Consider the following 16,870-nt stretch of genomic DNA (forward strand, 5'->3'; position numbering starts at 1 on the left):
TACATGGACCCCGAGCATTACGAAATAAGCGGTTTTTACATATTTGCAACCATTTTTTTGGTTTTATTGAACGGCTTTTTTGTTGCCGCGGAGTTTGCCATGGTAAGGGTGAGGGGATCTCAGATCGAGATCAAAGCCAAATCAGGCAGCGCCGTAGCAAAAATAGCCCGGGGCATATTACATAATCTTGATGGTTACCTGGCTGCAACGCAGTTGGGTATAACCATTGCCTCACTTGGCTTAGGTGTTGTGGGCGAGGATGTGGTTACAAGCCTGGTGGTACGCGCGTTTATGGCCTTTGGTATTGCGCTTAGCCCCGGTTTTATTACTGCAAGCCATGTTATATCATTTATTGTAATAACTGTATTGCACATTGTATTTGGCGAGCTTGCACCAAAATCACTTGCCATACAACGTTCAGTACGTACGGTAATGGCGGTTTCCTTTCCGTTGCGTTTCTTTTTTGTGGTGTTCAGGCCGTTTATATGGGCGCTTAATGGTTTTGCCAACTTTATACTTAAAGCTTTCGGCGTGATCAGCATTCATGGTTCTGAAACGCATCACAGCTCCGAAGAATTGCAATACCTGCTTGAACAAGGCAAGGAAAGCGGTGCGCTTGATAGTAACGAACACGAGCTGATCCAGAATGTATTTGAGTTTAACGAGCGCGTGGTGAAAAACATCATGGTGCCGCGTACCAAAATATCAGGTATTGATATTGACACTGAAAAGCAGGAATTGCTTGAGATATTGGTTGAAGAAGGCTACTCGCGTATGCCGGTTTATGAGGAGGTTATTGATAAGATAGTAGGCATTGTGCATACTAAGGATATTCTTCCGTTAATGGTAAAAGGCGAGGACATTAACCTGAAAGATATCATCCGCAAACCATATTTTATCCCCGAAACTAAAAAGATCAATGATTTAATGGCCGAGCTGCAGCAAAAACGCATACAGATAGCCATTGTACTTGATGAGTTTGGCGGTACCGCGGGTATGGTTACCCTTGAGGATATTGTTGAGGAGTTGGTAGGCGAAATACAGGACGAATACGACGAGGAAAAACCGATAGTTGAAGAGGTGAACGAGCGTGAGTTTATTGTAAACGCGCTGGCCTCTATATATGATGTTAATGAGCACCTGCCGCATGATTTGCCGGAGGATGGTGATTATGATACCGTTTCGGGTTGGCTGGGCGACTTATTTGGTAAGATACCTGACGTGGGCGAACAACGGGAAGCCAACGGATATAACATTACCGTGCTCAAAAAATCCGACCAAAACATTGAAGCTGTAAAGCTTGAACTGTTGATTAATGATGAAGATACGGTAGATTTGCATTAATTTGCAAACTATGCACCTGTTTTACACACCCGATATTGAGCCTTCGGTTAAGCAATACTTTTTAAACGAGGAGGAAAGCAAGCACTGTGTGCGCGTGCTTCGTCTTTCCGTTGGAGATGAAGTACAGTTGATTGACGGCCGGGGTGGTTTTTATATCGCCGGTATAAAGGATGCTCACCCCAAACGTACCATTCTCGATATTGTATCCGTAACCGAAAATTACCAGCAGCGAAACCATTACCTGCATATCGCGGTAGCACCTACAAAAAATATTGAACGCTTGGAGTGGTTTTTAGAAAAGGCTACCGAAATTGGTATTGACGAGGTGTCGCTTATCATCTGCCAGCGCTCTGAACGTAAGGATGCCCGTGTGGATCGCCTTAACCGTATTATTACGTCGGCGGTAAAGCAATCCATCAAAGCATATCACCCTGTACTGAATGAAGCTGTACCTTTCAGCAAGTTTATAGCGGCAGGCCTAACCGGCCAGGGGTTTATTGCCCATTGCGGCCCCGGCGATAAAGAGGCATTAAAATCGGTTTTAACTACCGGAGGTCGCAGCACCATACTCATTGGGCCCGAAGGTGATTTTACCGATAGTGAAGTTGTAGCTGCTTTGAATAGCGGTTATAAACCTATAACTTTAGGTGATAGCCGCCTGCGCACCGAAACAGCCGCGCTGGAGGCTTGTTTTGAAGTGAACTTTTTAAACCGGGTATGAAAAGCAAACTTTTATGGTCAGCACTTATCGGGGCATCGTTGCTGTTAAGCGGTTATAGTGCCGCTACTTATAAGCTCGGCCGTATAAAGTACAACGGCGGCGGCGATTGGTATGGCGACCGTACGGCCCTGCAAAACCTCATCAAATTTTGTAACGATAACCTTAAAACTAATTTTCAGGCCGATGAGGATATAGTAGAGGTTGGCAGCGCCCAGTTGTTTGATTATCCCTTTGTTTTTTTAACAGGCCATGGCAACGTTATATTCTCGGCACAGGAAGCCCAAAACCTGCGCAAATATTTAACAGGCGGTGGCTTTTTGCATATTGATGATAACTACGGGCTGGATAAATTCATACGCCCGCAAATGAAGAAGGTTTTTCCGGAGCTTGATTTTGTCGAGCTGCCGCCCAACCACCCTGTGTTTCACCAAAAGTATGATCTGCCCGGCGGCCTGCCCAAAGTGCACGAGCATGATGGTAAACGCCCGCAGGCTTTTGGTTTGATATATAAAGGGCGGCTGGTGTGTTTTTACTCGTTTGAGAGCGATTTGGGTAACGGGTGGGAGGATTATGGTACGTATCCCGGCGATAGCCAGGAAATGCGCTTAAAGGCACTGAAAATGGGCGCCAACCTGGTGCAGTACGTGTTTACGAGGTAACTATTGCTATCCATTGTCATCATTATCGCATATCAAGTAGTTTTTAAAGCGATATATCTTAAAGGATTTTTTAACCATTGCTCGCAATGATGTAATGAATAAATTTATTGTCATTTCGTACGCGGTACGAGGAGAAATCTGCAGAATGATAATTTCGCCAATTTTCTTATGATAGGAACGAGTGGATTTTGTAAGTAGTAGGCGAACCCCTCCCTAACCCTCCCAGGGGAGGGAATTGATTGTTCGCAAAAAGCCCGATTATCAATATCCAATCAACCGACAGCGCCTGGCGTTAGTTCGGTTATAATATTGCATTCAACACCATATTAAAAGAGAAAGCCGCAAGTAAATTGCGGCTTTCTCTTTTAATATGGTAAATAAATCTATCTCGATTTATAATTCTTAGGTTTTTTAACCCTGATGTGCGGTTTGCCTTGCGGATTGATCTCAGGCGCGCCAACCATGGTCATGGCACAACGGAAGCCAACTTCGGCACTTGAGTTATCCTGATCCATAAAACGGCGTGTAGCAGGATTTAGCCAGTAGGCCATATCATTCCATGAGCCGCCTTTATAAACCTTTGAGCGGTTGCTTACCAGTGTAGTGGTACCGTACAGTGATGCATCAACAGTGTCAATATAATCACGGAAATCATTTTTATAAGGCTTACCTGCAATAGCGCTTGGTACAGCGGTAGCTGTAACGCCGGTGCTATCTGTACCCGCAGGGGCTTGCGCATCACCGGTAGTGCTTTGCGCGGCACCACCATTTTGCATGGCCACAAACTCGCTGTATTTCATTTTACGGTTTGATTTTGCCGGGTCTTTTATCGGCCTGCCATATTTATCTTTTGCGTAAACACCCTTTGTTGGGTCGGCCATGCGTTTGTTGGTAAATTCATTACCACGGAAAGGGTTAAAATCCTCAACATCTTCAAATGACATCTGACGGTAAGTATCGGCCACCCATTCGTTCACGTTACCGGCCATGTTGTATAAGCCAAAATCATTAGGCTCGTATGATCGTACGGGCGCGGTAATATCAGCCTTATCATTCAAATAACCGCCTACACCGGCATTATCGCCGTTGCCGCGTTTAAAGTTGGCCAGCATTAATCCACGGGTGGCTTTTTTAGGTGAGCGTACGCCGAGACCATTCCATGGGTATACCTTGCCGTCGTTAATATTTTCAAATTCAGTATTGCCTGCAAGTGATAATGCAGCATATTCCCATTCAGCTTCTGATGGCAGGCGATAGCCTTGTTTTATAATACCATCCTCCATACGCACCGGGCGTACTGCTTTTGTGCCTTGCGCGTTCGGGTTTAAATCGGGCATCATCTTTTTACCATCAATACCTGCGCCACGGTACTGGTTGTTTGTATATATTTCGGTATTAAATGGCTCTTTCCCTTTACGGGCCGCGTTATCCTTCCAGTTAGCCAGGTAGCCACGTTCACGTAAAATATTTTCGTTGGTACGGTCTGTACGCCAGGTGCAATAGTCCTGTGCCTGTTCCCAGGTAATACCTACAACAGGGTAATCCTGAAAAGCAGGGTGCCTTAAATAATTATCAACATAAGGCTCATTGTATGATAGCGGCTTGCGCCATACCAGTGTGTCCGGTGTGGCGTTGTAATAAAGCTCACGGTCATCCGGAAAGGTAATATTTATCCAGTGCAGGTAATCAAGCCAGTCCTGGTTTGATACTTCGGTTTCGTCCATATAAAAAGATGGTACGGTAACACGCCTGCGTGTGTTGTTGTTATCAAAGGTAACATCCTGATCGGCACTGCCACCCATTACAAAGGTACCACCCTCAATAGGTACAAGCCCCGGGCCGGGGCTTGGGTGCGTTTGCCTGAAACGCATATAACCGCCGTTTGATCTGTCGTTATAGGCAAGGCCTGTTTTTTGCGAACGCTGTTTTTTGGAGCAGCCGCTTACGGCCATGCCAAGCACCAGTAACGCCAAAGCAGTTCTTGTAAAAGTTATCTTCATATTATCTAAAGCAATTATATGTGGTAAAAGTAGCAACTTCACCCTTTAATACAACAATACCTTGTGTTTTGTTTACTGGTTTTTTAACGTAATCCGAGCTAATTTTGTTACAACCTAATTATAGCATTTACGTATTATCATTTGTAGTTTTGATGATACCCCGGCATCAAAATCATATATTTGAAAATATAACACTTACTCATCCAGCTAAATGAAGCTTAATTTTATTAAAGCATCTGTATACGCGGCCATTATGGTGCCTTGCGCGGCAATTGCGCAAACCAATTTAAACGGAAGCTCGGGCACGGCAATACGTACCGAAGTGCCGTTTCTTACCATCGCCCCCGACTCACGGTCAGGCGCTATGGGCGATGCCGGAGTGGCCATATCGCCTGATGCTAACTCAGCTTACTGGAATCCGTCAAAACTTGCTTTTTTAGAGGAGAACCATACCCTGTCATTATCATACAGCCCATGGTTGCGCCGGCTGGTGCCTGATGTTAGTTTGGCTTACCTTAGCTATGCCCATAAGCTGGATGACCGTAACAGCTTAGGGTTATCATTACGCTACTTTAACCTTGGCTCCATAGCCCTTGCTGATGAAAGCGGTACCAGCCAGGGATCGTACAGCCCTAATGAATTCTCGATAGACGGATCATTCGCGCGTAAATTCGGTGATAACCTGTCATTAGGTTTAACGCTGCGATACATACGCTCCAACCTGTCAAACATATCATTTGTTTCGGGGTCGGCGCAAACAGCGCGCGCGGCCAATGCCGTGGCGGCCGATGTTTCAATGTATTATAAAAACCCAACACAGCAGTTTGGTAAAGATGCCATATTTGCCTTTGGCGCCAACATATCCAATATAGGTACTAAAATAGGCTATACGGATAATGGCCCACGGTACTTTTTGCCTACCAACATGAAGCTGGGTATTGCTAATACCTGGTTTTTAGATGCTACGAATCAGCTTACCTTCGCTTTTGATGTGAACAAGCTGCTGGTACCTACTACCACTGTTAATGCTGACGGCAGTGTAAACAACGGCGACGATGTATCAGTACCTGCCGGTATCTTCCAGTCGTTTACTGATGCGCCGGGCGGCTTTAGCGAGGAGATAAAGGAGATCACCATATCGCCGGGTTTGGAGTACTGGTATAACCAGCAGTTTGCACTGCGTACAGGCTACTTCTGTGAGGCTGCCTCAAAGGGTGGGCGCAAGTATCTGTCAATGGGTGTGGGCTTCAAGTACCAGGATTACAGGTTTGATTTTTCGTACCTGGCGGCAAACCAGCAAAACAGCGCGCTGGCCAATACCCTGCGTTTCACATTATCTGCTAACTTTGGCGGCAAAAAGTAATTGTGGCGAAAATTAGGGTAGGTTTTGGGTTTGATGTTCACCAGTTGCGTGATCAGCACCCTTTTGTTTTAGGCGGAGTTAAGTTAGATCATCATTCGGGCGCGTACGGCCACTCAGATGCCGACGTTATGCTGCACGCTATTTGCGATGCGTTGCTTGGCGCAGCCAACCTGCGCGATATTGGTTATCATTTTTCAAACAAGGATGACCGTTGGAAAGGCATTAGCAGCCTGGTATTATTGCAGCACGTAATCAAACTACTGGCTGAAAAAGGCTGGGCCATAGGTAACATTGATGCCATGGTATGCCTCGAAGCACCAAAGATAAATCCGCATATACCGGCCATGCAAAAAAATATTGCCCAGGCGGCAGGCATCAGCGAGGAAGATATATCCATAAAGGCTACCACTAACGAGCAGTTGGGTTTTATAGGCCGCGAGGAAGGCGTAGTGGCTTATGCCGTGTGTTTGATTGAGAAGATATAAATATATAGGATTGTATTAGCATACATAAACAGTAAAAGGCGCCCAAACGAGCGCCTTTTACTGTTATCAAGGTATTGCAGTGATCTTATTTTTGCCTGAACCAAACCTGGATAGGTGAGCCTGAAAAATCAAAGTTCTCACGCAGTTTGTTCTCTACAAAGCGGTAGTAAGGCTCTTTAATGTATTGCGGCAGGTTACAAAAGAAAGCGAACATGGGCGATGTGCCGCTTATCTGCGTAGCGTATTTAATTTTTACATATTTGCCCTTTAATGCCGGCGGCGGATAGTTCTCGATGATCGGCAGCATAATATCATTCAGTTTTGAAGTGGCTATTTTGCGCGCGCGGTTTTCAAAAACTTTGTTGGCCACATCTATTACCTTTAATACACGTTGCTTTTCGGTAACCGAGGTAAATACGATAGGCACATCAGTAAAGGGCGCTATCTTTTCTTTTATCTGCTCCTCAAAAACCTTAACTGTTTTGCTGTTCTTCTCTATCAGATCCCACTTGTTAACTACGATCATGATGCCTTTTTTATTCTTTTCGGCCAGGTGAAAGATGTTGATGTCCTGCGCTTCAAGCCCTTCAACGGCATCAACCATTAGTATTACCACGTCGGCCTCTTCAAGGGCCTTGATGGTACGCATTACCGAGTAAAACTCGATGTTCTCTTTAACCTTTGTTTTTTTACGCAAACCGGCCGTATCAATCAGCATAAAATCGTGCCCGTACTGGTTATAGCGTATATGTATCGAATCGCGCGTGGTGCCCGCTATAGGGGTTACAATGTTACGCTGCTGGCCAAGCAACGCGTTGATGATGGATGATTTACCCACATTAGGGCGGCCAACTATGGCGTATTTAGGCAGCGCGTTCTCTTCGGGCAATTCCTCATCAAAGTGCTTAACCACATCATCCAGCAGTTCGCCGGTGCCTGATCCTGTCATGGATGATATATTGTAAAGCTCACCCAGGCCAAGGCTGTAAAATATGGTAGCGTCAGACTGTAGCATGGTATTATCAACCTTGTTAACTACTACAAACACAGGTTTGCTGCCCTTGCGCAGCAGGGCTGCTATTTCATCGTCAAGGTCGGTTATGCCGGTGGTAACGTCAACCATGAACAGGATAACGCTTGCCTCCTCAATGGCTATTACCACCTGCTCACGTATGGCGGCCTCAAAAACATCTTCTGACCGGGCTACATAGCCACCGGTATCAATCACGGTAAACGTACGGTCGGTCCACTCAGCTATGCCGTAGTGCCTGTCGCGCGTAACGCCGCTAAAATCGTCAACAATGGCCTTGCGGGTTTCTGTTAAACGGTTGTAAAGGGTTGACTTGCCAACATTGGGCCTGCCTACTATAGCTACTATATTACTCATTCTTATGAATTAGATTTGAGATGTGAGATTTAAGATATGAGTTGGCGCGCCAGCTCATATCTTAAATCTCACATCTAAATTATTAAGACAAAGGACGGAAGATTATCTCAAATCTCGCATCTAATATCTCATATCTTATATTTTTATTCGTACCCAAACTTTTTTAAGTAGTTCTTTTTGCTGCGCCAGTCGGGTATAACCTTTACAAACATCTCCAAAAATACCTTGCGCTGAAAAAATTCTTCCATATCCAGGCGGGCGTATTTGCCTACGATCTTAAGCATCTCACCGTTTTTGCCTATCAGGATGTTCTTTTGCGAATCGCGCTCAACAATAATTTCGGCACTGATGCGGTGCAGGGTTTCGCCCTCAGCAAAAGCGGTAACAATAACCTCGGTGCTGTACGGAATTTCCTTTTTGTATTGTTTAAATATCTGCGCACGTATCATTTCCGACGCGAAAAAACGATCATTACGGTCTGTCAGCGCATCTTTTTCATAATAGGCCGGGTGCTCGGGCAGGTGGTCCATTATAAAATCCATAATGGCTTTCAGGTTGTGCTCGTGCAGGGCCGATATGGCAAACACCGCTTTTGGGTTAAGCTTTTGTTGCCAGTATTCAACTTTTTGCTTCACGATCTCCGCGTCCGACTGATCGATCTTGTTGATCAGTATAGCCAGCGGGGCTAACGAGCCTTCAAGCTTTTTGATAACATCATCCTCGTCGTGCTTTTCGTTTATATCGGTAACCAGCAGTATCAGGTCGGCATCAACTATTGAGCCCTCTACCTGGTGCATCATGCTTTCGTGCAGGGCGTAATGCGGTTTAATGATGCCGGGTGTATCCGAAAATACGATCTGGTAATCATCGCCGTTAACGATACCCAAAATGCGGTGACGTGTAGTTTGCGCCTTTGGAGTAATTACCGACATTTTTTCGCCTACGAGATGGTTCATCAGCGTTGATTTACCTGCGTTTGGTTTACCTATTATGCTAACAAAACCTGCCCTATGACTCATACAAACTTTTTTTAAAATATATTTGGACTGCAAAGAAACGAATTATATCTTTGCAGTCCAATTCAAAACAAATCTTAATTTCGATTTCGGTATTTGAAAAGGCTTTTTCGGGGTTATGGCGAAAAAGAAAATATAAGCACTATAGTGCGGGATGGAGCAGTTGGTAGCTCGTCGGGCTCATAACCCGAAGGTCGTAGGTTCGAGTCCTGCTCCCGCTACCTAAAAAGCATGAGGCCTTAAGTCTTACCGACTTGAGGCCTTTGCTTTCAATACAGCGGCAGTATAACTGCAAAAAAAAGTCTTCTTAACAATATAAGGAGCAAACATTACGGAGTTATGCCCGTTATGTACAATACCAAATACAGTGCGGGATGGAGCAGTTGGTAGCTCGTCGGGCTCATAACCCGAAGGTCATAGGTTCGAGTCCTGTTCCCGCTACCGAAATCGGACAAGCTTAGATAAATCTAAGTTTTGTCCGATTTTTTTTTTGACCCCAACTCGTTATTGATCAGGAAAATAACTCAGTCGCTTTTTTGTCGGAAATTACGTTTGGTATTAACACAGTTTCCCTAAGCCCGGCAATATGAATTTTAAATAAAATTAAATCCTTATTATTTACACCATATACTTTCTCATTGTTGGTGACCTTCCAAGTTTGGTGGGATCAATTTATACATCACCGGCGTTACAATCCTTGAAAGAATGGTAGAACTTATCAGTCCGCCGATCAATACGACAGCCAAAGGCGCGATCAGCGGGTTCGGGTTAAGCGCGATTGGCAGCAAACCGCAGATGGCCGTGATAGAAGTTAACACTACCGGCAAAAAACGTGTTTCTCCGGCCATATGGATTGCCTCATCTATGCTGTGCCCTTCCAACCTAAGCTGGTTGGTAAAATCAACCAATAACAGCGAGTTTTTTACCTGTATGCCTGAAAGGCCGATAAAACCAATAATGGATACCAGCGACATCGGGTTGCCGGTAAAGAGCAGCAATACAACGCCACCAAGTATACCCAGCGGAATGATTGATAAAACGATGATTATACCCTTAAAAGTTTTGAACTGCAGCAATAATACCCCAACAAAAAGAAATGTACTCAGGATGATCACCGATAGGAAGTTGCCGCCAAGCGTATCTCCTTCCGATTCTGCTTCCCCGGAGAGTTTGTAGTAATAGCCCTGCGGCATTTTTAATTTATTTAACTGCGGTACAACATCTTCAAGAATATCATTGGCCAGTACATGCTCTTTAGTAAGAGAAGTAACCTTGGCAAACCTTGCTTTATTAAAATGGTTGATCGCAGTGGGCGAGGTTTCAAAAGTGATGGTTGCAATCTGATCAACCAGCACCGGGGTACCCTGCACATTATTAACGTAAAGGTTTTTCAGTACATCCAGATTGGAGAACTTATCCCTGGGCATGGTAATCATTACGTTGCGTGAATCGCCGCGATCATCGATATAGTCGCCTACCGTCAGCCCGGCAACAGCCATCCGGATAACTTTATCTACGTCACTCGTCAAAACCCCTAAAGTACGTGCCTTTTCCTTATCGATACTTATTTTAATATCTGACTTGTAGGTATTTAGCTCGTTGTTGACAAAAAATGTACCCGGATGATTTCTCAGGATCTTTTCTATCTTAAAGGAAAGTGAGCGTAAGGTATCCTGGTTTTCGCCGAATACCCTGACAACAATATTTGCTTCGATAGGTGGCCCCTGTTCAAAATCCTTGATCTCGATCCTGGCATAGGGAAAGTCGTTGAACTTTTTTATCAAACGTTTGATCAGTTCGGTTTTTTCGGACGGGCTTGTCCCGTCGTCCAATTGAACGAACACCTGGGCAAAGTCAGGCTTTACATCCTGCTGGTGCACATTGTAATAGATTTGTGGATTACCCTTACCTACGTTAGCGGTGTAATACACAACCTCCTTGTGCTTCTTTAATTCTCCTTCTACCACTTTGGTTGCACGGTTGCTTTCGGGAATATCAGCCTGTAAGGGCATTTTGATATTGATCAGGAACATCGGTTTTTCAGATGTCGGGAAAAGCTTGAATCCTGTTAAGGTGAACAGGAAAAAGGCCAGGCCGCTCAACGCTATAGATATACCTATGGTTGTTTTAGGCCAGTTTAAGGCAATTGGCATTACACGGCTGTAAGATCTGGTCAAAAACCTTTGCAGGTGTTTTAAAAAGAAATTTCCCTCACCATGCGTATGGGTTTTTAACATCCGGCTGCCCAGGAAAGGTACAAGCGTTAAAGCAACTATCATGGATGCCAAAACACTGGTCATGACAGCCATTGGCAGGCTCCGGATAAATTCGCCGGCCACATCAGGTAAAAAAGCCAGCGGCAGAAAAGCGATCACCAGCGTAGCCGTGCAGCCGATTACGGCTATGCCGATCTGTTGCGTACCTTTAAATATGGCATCCGTTCGCGAATGGCCTTCCCTAAGCCAGCGTTCAATATTTTCTACCACCACAATGCTGTCATCTACCAGCAAGCCTAAGGCGACTACCAGCCCCACAATACTCAATTGGTTTAATGAATAGCCCAGCATATTCATAGCAATGAGGCCCAGTGCTAAAGAAAGCGGGATAGAGATCATCACGATGAGTGAGGCCCTAAAGCCCAATGGCAGTAAAGTAACCACGACCAAAATAATAGCTAAACCAAAATCAAAACCCAAATGGCCCAAACGCTCGGATACCATATTGGCTTGGTCGAAGTTTTTAACCAGGCGGATATTCTGCGGCAGGGTTTTGCCAAATGCTTCCAGTACCGGTAAATATTCTTTCTGAACGCTGGCTATATTTACATTGTCTTTCATGGCCGCTGTAACAAGTACGCAACGGTGTCCGTTTATCCGGGTGATGTGATTTACCGTAGCATCTTTATAACTTACCGAGGCTACATCTTTTAAATAAATGATCTTGCCATTGGCATTGTAAATAACCGTATTGGCCACATCATCGGTGTTTTTGAATTTGCCGCTGGTTTTAACATTAAATACCTTGCTATCCAGGTTAATGCTGCCGCCGGGGATATCCGCGGCTTCACTTTGCAAACTACCTATTACCACATTAAGCGGTATCTTTAGTTGCGCGAGTTTATCCAGTTGCATATCTATACGAATCTCCTGTTCCGGCATCCCGAAATATTTAACTTCTTTCAGGTTGGTGATTTTCTCCAACTGTGTTTTCAGGATGTCTGCTTCGTCCCGCAGCATCTTACCTGAAGCATTGTCAGAAACCAGCGCAACCTGCAAAACCTTTACATCCGCCGAGGATACCTTTTCTGTTTTGATCAGGTAAATATCTTTGGGAAGCTCGCTGTTTTTCAAAGCATTGATCTCGGTAGATATTTCCTGGTATTTATTATCTACATCCACACCGTATTTAAATTTAGGCTGTATAACCGCTACACCATCCTCTACCGTAGTAAGTATCTTTTCAATATTTTCCAGGCCGTAGATCTTGTTCTCGATAGGTTTTACCACCTGCTCTTCCATATCCTTAGGACTGGTACCCGGATAGATAACCGTAATAATATACTGCGGAGGATGCGTGGTCGGATCTTCCGAACGGGGCATGGTAAACAGCGTCAGCACGCCGACTACTGCTACCAGAAGAAATATGATCAGCGTGAACTGATAGTTCTTGACTGCAAAATTTGTGATCTTCATGGTCTTACCTGATGATTTTGATGAAAGACTGTTCGTTGAGGTAGGCGCTGTTGGAAACTACGATCTGGTCTATCCCTTCCAATTTATCTTTGAGGTACACCTTTTCATTATCGAACTTCAAAATACTGACCGGCACCCGTTTTACCCTGTTTGATCCTACGGTGGTAAATACAAATCCTTTATTGCCATCGGCCTCTACCAGCGATGCATAGGGGATAATCGTTACACTTTCATCCTGATGCGTAGTTATCTCCGCTTTGCCAAACATGCCCACCGCGGGCTTTACGCCCTTTAATTGCAGTTTTAGTTCAATCTGGAATGAGCCCTGTTCACGGTCGGCAGCCTGCGACTTGCGGAATACGGTGGCATCAAAGGTTTGACCCGCGAAGCCGTCGAGCGTTACTTTGGCGGTTTGCCCCGGCCTGATGATGGCCCATTCCCGGTCAGTAACACCCACTTTAAGCGAATAACTGTTATGTTGTTCAGTTGAATTAATAAGTAGCACCGGCATTCCTTCGGCAATTACTTCTCCTTCGTTCGCTATTTTCTTGCTTACAAAGCCATCAGATGCCGCGTATATTTTAGAGTAGCGCTCATTAAAGGCCGTTGCTTCACGGGCTTTTTTGGCCACATCTAAAGCCGTTTTGGTGTTCTGCAATTGCTCCAGGGTATAAACACTGTCTTTGTACAGGTTTATGGCGCGGTTATAATCGCGCTGCGCTTTATCCACCCCGAGGCTGGACTGTGCTAAACCTGCGGAAATTTCAGTGGAATTGAGCGTAGCTAACAATTGCCCCTGTTTAAAGAACTGGCCTTCATGTACCAGGATGCGGCTGATCACACCGCCGATCTTGAAAGCGTATCTGGCTTCATCCTCTGTGCTGACCAGGCCGGTGGCGGTAATGCGGTCGGGTACACCTAAAACAGAAACTTTTGAAACCTTAACGGAGATGACATCCGGTTCGCCGAGCGGGTTTTCCTCGCTATGCTTTCCTTTGCATGAAGCTATTATGGTTAGCGACGCTATTATAATGCTGAGTAATTTTATATTTTTCATGATCTTGATTTTATTGAATGGTGAAACCTGCATTTGCACGTTCGATCGCGGCATTGGCTATCCAGGTATCATAAAGGGCAATGTTAGTTTTAAGCTGCGCGTCGATCCACTGGTTTTGGGCATCGAGCAGTTCGATATAGATGGCCATGCCTTGTTTGTACAACTTCAGCATATCACCGTAATAAACCTGGCTTGTTTTTAGTTGCGACTCCGCCGCCTGGTATTTCGCAATCGCGCTTTGCATAGCGGCCTGGCGCACCTTCAATTCCGTTAATAATTGTTGTTGTACGTAATCGGTTTGCGAGGCCAGGGCATTCTGATCGGCGATCGCCTGCTTTACCCGGTAATTGTTTTTGCCCGAAGAAAAGAGGTTCCATTGCAGAGAAACGCCAAACAGGTAGTAACGGCTGTTATTGTTGAATTTCCAGTCAAAAGCCTGCGAACCCAGGTCAATAAAGGTACCTAACTTGGGAACAATGTAGGATTTGGCCAGTCCGGTCAGGTTGCCGTTAATATCTTTCGCGATGCGTAACTTGGATAGTTCTTCCCTGCCGCTGACGCTGTTGCCTGATAGCTGTTCGGCGGCAGGCAAGGCCTTTATATCATCCAAAAGGATGCTATCGGTAAGCGGCCGGTTAAGCAAAAAGTTAAAATAGTAGCGCGCCGATTCCGCGGTTTTCCTGGCATCGGTGAGCGAAGCATTCATCTTTGATACTTCGTTCTGGCTCCTGAGCACAACAGTCCGGTTCACCTTGCTGTTTTCGTACAGCTTGGTATTGATCCTTTGTCCTTCTTCCACCAGCCGTAGCGAAGACTCATAGATACCCGTGGCATACACTGCTTTCTGGTAGCTGTAATACGCAGTCTTGATCTCTTTAACCAGTTCGCGCTTGTAAAGCAATACTTCTGCCTTTTGCAGGTCTACCTGCTGCTTCTTGATCCGCTTATTGTAGATCAGTTCAGCGTTGAGTATAGGAAGCGTCGTGCGGAATTTGGCATCATAAAAATTGTCCGGGTTAAGCAGTATCTTTTGGTTTTGCAACTGCGGAAAAGCGTTTGTGCCAGTCAACTGGTTCAGCGTAGCGTAAACGCCATTGAACAGGTCGCCGGTTGGAAAATCTATCGTACGCCCGCCATCTGCCTTTGTGTAAGTGGTTGAAAAGGTAACCTCCGGCAGGAACATGCTTTTGGCCTCCTTTAGCGCGTAGATGTTTTTTTCGAGTACGAAGTTTTGTTGCTTAATACTCTCGTTAGAGGCAAGGCCATCCCGGATGTACTCATCCAGCCGGCCCTGGGCTTTTGCAAGGGGTGCAGCCATTAGGGCTGTCGATAAAAGCAAAAGCTTAAAAAGGGTAATATTCTTAAATTTCATTTTTAATCATTGTTTTAAATTTAAACAGTGTTCAATATATAATTAAAAAAAAGGATCAACTTTTCTCGAGCAGGGCTACAAAAGACTCATAACCATTCTCCATCAATTCTTCGTCGGTTTTGCCAATAAAACTGGTGTTGCGATTTTTACAGAAAAGTGCACAGATGCCATGCACAACAGAAATGATCAGGAAAGTAAAATATTCCGTATCCATATTCGTGAATTTGCCGTTCTGCTGGCATTCGCTCACCATTTCCTGCATATAACTTATTGCCTCCTCGGCAATCTGGAACCCTTCAGACAAAGAATTTTTAACCGGCTCGTCTACAATGAACATCAGGTTGTAGTAATCTTTGTTCTCTTGTGCGAATTGGATAAAAACCCGGCCCGAGGCTTTTAATCTTTCAAAGGGGTCGCGTACCTTTTGTAGTACCTTTAACTGGTTAAGCAGCAAAAGGAAACCTTCCTTATGAAGTTCGTGAAAGATCTCGCTTTTATCCTTAAAATAAAAATATATGGAGCCGGGGCTATAGTTGATCTCCTGGGCGATATTGCGCATACTGGTCTGATCATAGCCTTTTTGCAGGAATATTTTACGCGCTCCATCAAGGATGCGTTTATGCATTTCCTGCTTCTCTTCCAGTTTACGTTCTGCTATACCCATTTTAATTTATTCGTTGCAAATATAAGATTGCCTGTGGTGCGACGAAACTCCGTTAAGGTTAAAGCTTCATTTTACATTCAGACACTAATGATTTGAATTAAATATAAATCAATGTAATAATATTGAACACTGTTTAAAAAAGCAAAAAATATTCACCTATTTTTTAGATAATGACATTTAAGATATATTTCATTTACAAAAATTAGTTGCCTGTTTACCACGCAAAAAATGATAGAACGGTAATTAGTTAATTTTCGGGGCACGTTGAATTTACCTGAATAGATTGATAATCATTACGGCAGGATTACATGAATCTAATTTTTCAGCGTAGAATTTATTAAATCGACCACCGCATTAATTACTATAGGTGACCGTATTATTTTATCATGCCCTAAGCCGTCATAATTTTTTGCGGTGATGAGTTTTTGATTGTTTAGAAACTCTTTTAAATAAGCGTACGGAGAAATTATGTCATTGGGATCATAAAATAACCAATGTTCAATTTCAGGATTTAATTCGTAAAAATTATCAAGATCAAAGTTGGAAGCTGGTACGCCAAATTTACTTTTAAAAGCTTCAAAAAAAATGGATTGACTTACCGGGGGTATATTAACAGCATCCATACTGGCGGCAAAATTTTCCTTTAATTTTACAAGCGGCGTAATACTGATCATCAATAAAGGCATTATGTGCGTTTCCATTACAGCAATTATGTTAGCCATTGCCCCTAATGAATGCCCTATTATAATATCAGGCGGGCCATAATTTGAAATGATGGCTTTAATCGCCAATTCGTACAGAATAAGATTTGAAAGCTCCCCTTCTGAGCTTCCATTACCCGGCGCGTCAAACGCTATTATTTGAATATCTTTGATGGGGATCAAAGCAGTTATCAATTCCAAAAAATCAGCAGCTTTTGATCCCCATCCATGGGTTATAAGTAACTTGTATTCTCCATTGCCCCATGTAAATGTGTTAAAGCGTAGTTGTTTCTCTGCAAAATAGTTGTCGTAAACAAATAGGCTTTGCTTTTCAGCCCCCTGCAAAAATTGCTCATGTGCAAGCCGTAATTGCATTTTAGGCGAATAACAAAGGTAGGACCAAAGTAAT

Annotated in this window: 13 protein-coding genes and 2 tRNA genes; 7 read left to right on the forward strand and 8 right to left on the reverse strand. The window is 44.2% G+C overall.

What is annotated here, in order from left to right:
- The first annotated feature begins 3 nt into the window (after positions 1-3).
- Genes LJ707_RS10820 through LJ707_RS10830 form a run of 3 tightly spaced genes read left to right on the forward strand, consistent with a single transcriptional unit; the run spans position 4 to position 2,724 of the window.
- Positions 4-1,344 (forward strand): hemolysin family protein, encoded by a 1,341-nt coding sequence (locus tag LJ707_RS10820; protein ID WP_228950849.1) that lies wholly within the window; start codon positions 4-6, stop codon positions 1,342-1,344.
- A 10-nt stretch (positions 1,345-1,354) separates the two neighbouring features.
- Entirely contained in the window at positions 1,355-2,065 is a 711-nt protein-coding gene (locus LJ707_RS10825; protein ID WP_228950850.1) for a 16S rRNA (uracil(1498)-N(3))-methyltransferase, read from the forward strand.
- On the forward strand, positions 2,062-2,724 hold the full coding sequence (locus tag LJ707_RS10830) for a DUF4159 domain-containing protein (protein ID WP_228950851.1): 663 nt from the start codon (positions 2,062-2,064) through the stop codon (positions 2,722-2,724). Before LJ707_RS10825 ends, LJ707_RS10830 begins: the two co-directional genes overlap by 4 nt.
- A 383-nt stretch (positions 2,725-3,107) precedes the next feature.
- Here LJ707_RS10830 and LJ707_RS10835 read toward each other — a convergent pair whose 3' ends face one another.
- Positions 3,108-4,724 carry an SUMF1/EgtB/PvdO family nonheme iron enzyme gene (locus tag LJ707_RS10835; protein WP_228950852.1) on the reverse strand — a complete coding sequence of 539 codons (1,617 nt, stop codon included), beginning with the start codon at positions 4,722-4,724 and terminating at the stop codon, positions 3,108-3,110.
- A 211-nt stretch (positions 4,725-4,935) separates the two neighbouring features.
- On the opposite strand from LJ707_RS10835, the gene porV reads away from it, so the two are divergent.
- Positions 4,936-6,087, forward strand: a complete 1,152-nt coding sequence (gene porV / locus LJ707_RS10840) for a type IX secretion system outer membrane channel protein PorV (protein WP_228950853.1) — start codon at positions 4,936-4,938, stop codon at positions 6,085-6,087.
- A gap of 2 nt (positions 6,088-6,089) precedes the next feature.
- Positions 6,090-6,572, forward strand: a complete 483-nt coding sequence (ispF, locus tag LJ707_RS10845) for a 2-C-methyl-D-erythritol 2,4-cyclodiphosphate synthase (RefSeq protein ID WP_228950854.1) — start codon at positions 6,090-6,092, stop codon at positions 6,570-6,572.
- A gap of 85 nt (positions 6,573-6,657) precedes the next feature.
- Here ispF and der read toward each other — a convergent pair whose 3' ends face one another.
- Positions 6,658-7,959, reverse strand: coding sequence for a ribosome biogenesis GTPase Der (gene der / locus LJ707_RS10850; RefSeq protein WP_228950855.1), 1,302 nt, complete (start codon positions 7,957-7,959; stop codon positions 6,658-6,660).
- A gap of 143 nt (positions 7,960-8,102) precedes the next feature.
- Positions 8,103-8,978: a GTPase Era gene (gene era, locus LJ707_RS10855; RefSeq protein ID WP_228950856.1), complete on the reverse strand. Its 876-nt coding sequence runs from the start codon at positions 8,976-8,978 to the stop codon at positions 8,103-8,105.
- A gap of 145 nt (positions 8,979-9,123) precedes the next feature.
- Between era and LJ707_RS10860 the strand changes: the two genes are divergently transcribed.
- Together LJ707_RS10860 and LJ707_RS10865 are read left to right on the forward strand one after the other, a co-directional pair.
- Positions 9,124-9,196, forward strand: a tRNA-Met gene (locus LJ707_RS10860).
- Between the two features lie 147 nt (positions 9,197-9,343).
- A tRNA-Met gene (locus LJ707_RS10865) sits at positions 9,344-9,416 on the forward strand.
- Positions 9,417-9,610: 194 nt separating this feature from the next.
- Here the strand turns inward: LJ707_RS10865 and LJ707_RS10870 are convergent.
- The 5 genes from LJ707_RS10870 to LJ707_RS10890 all read right to left on the reverse strand — a co-directional run bounded on the left by LJ707_RS10870 (position 9,611) and on the right by LJ707_RS10890 (position 16,836).
- A complete protein-coding gene (locus LJ707_RS10870) occupies positions 9,611-12,667 on the reverse strand; it encodes an efflux RND transporter permease subunit (RefSeq protein WP_228950857.1) in 3,057 nt (1,018 codons plus the stop codon).
- 4 nt (positions 12,668-12,671) lie between these two features.
- Positions 12,672-13,724 (reverse strand): efflux RND transporter periplasmic adaptor subunit, encoded by a 1,053-nt coding sequence (locus LJ707_RS10875; RefSeq protein ID WP_228950858.1) that lies wholly within the window; start codon positions 13,722-13,724, stop codon positions 12,672-12,674.
- 10 nt (positions 13,725-13,734) lie between these two features.
- Positions 13,735-15,042 (reverse strand): TolC family protein, encoded by a 1,308-nt coding sequence (locus LJ707_RS10880; RefSeq protein ID WP_228950859.1) that lies wholly within the window; start codon positions 15,040-15,042, stop codon positions 13,735-13,737.
- Positions 15,043-15,151: 109 nt separating this feature from the next.
- Positions 15,152-15,760, reverse strand: coding sequence for a TetR/AcrR family transcriptional regulator (locus tag LJ707_RS10885; RefSeq protein ID WP_228950860.1), 609 nt, complete (start codon positions 15,758-15,760; stop codon positions 15,152-15,154).
- 314 nt (positions 15,761-16,074) lie between these two features.
- Positions 16,075-16,836 carry an alpha/beta hydrolase gene (locus LJ707_RS10890; RefSeq protein ID WP_228950861.1) on the reverse strand — a complete coding sequence of 254 codons (762 nt, stop codon included), beginning with the start codon at positions 16,834-16,836 and terminating at the stop codon, positions 16,075-16,077.
- Positions 16,837-16,870: the final 34 nt, after the last annotated feature.

Source organism: Mucilaginibacter sp. UR6-1 (assembly GCF_020880975.1).
Taxonomy (GTDB): domain Bacteria; phylum Bacteroidota; class Bacteroidia; order Sphingobacteriales; family Sphingobacteriaceae; genus Mucilaginibacter.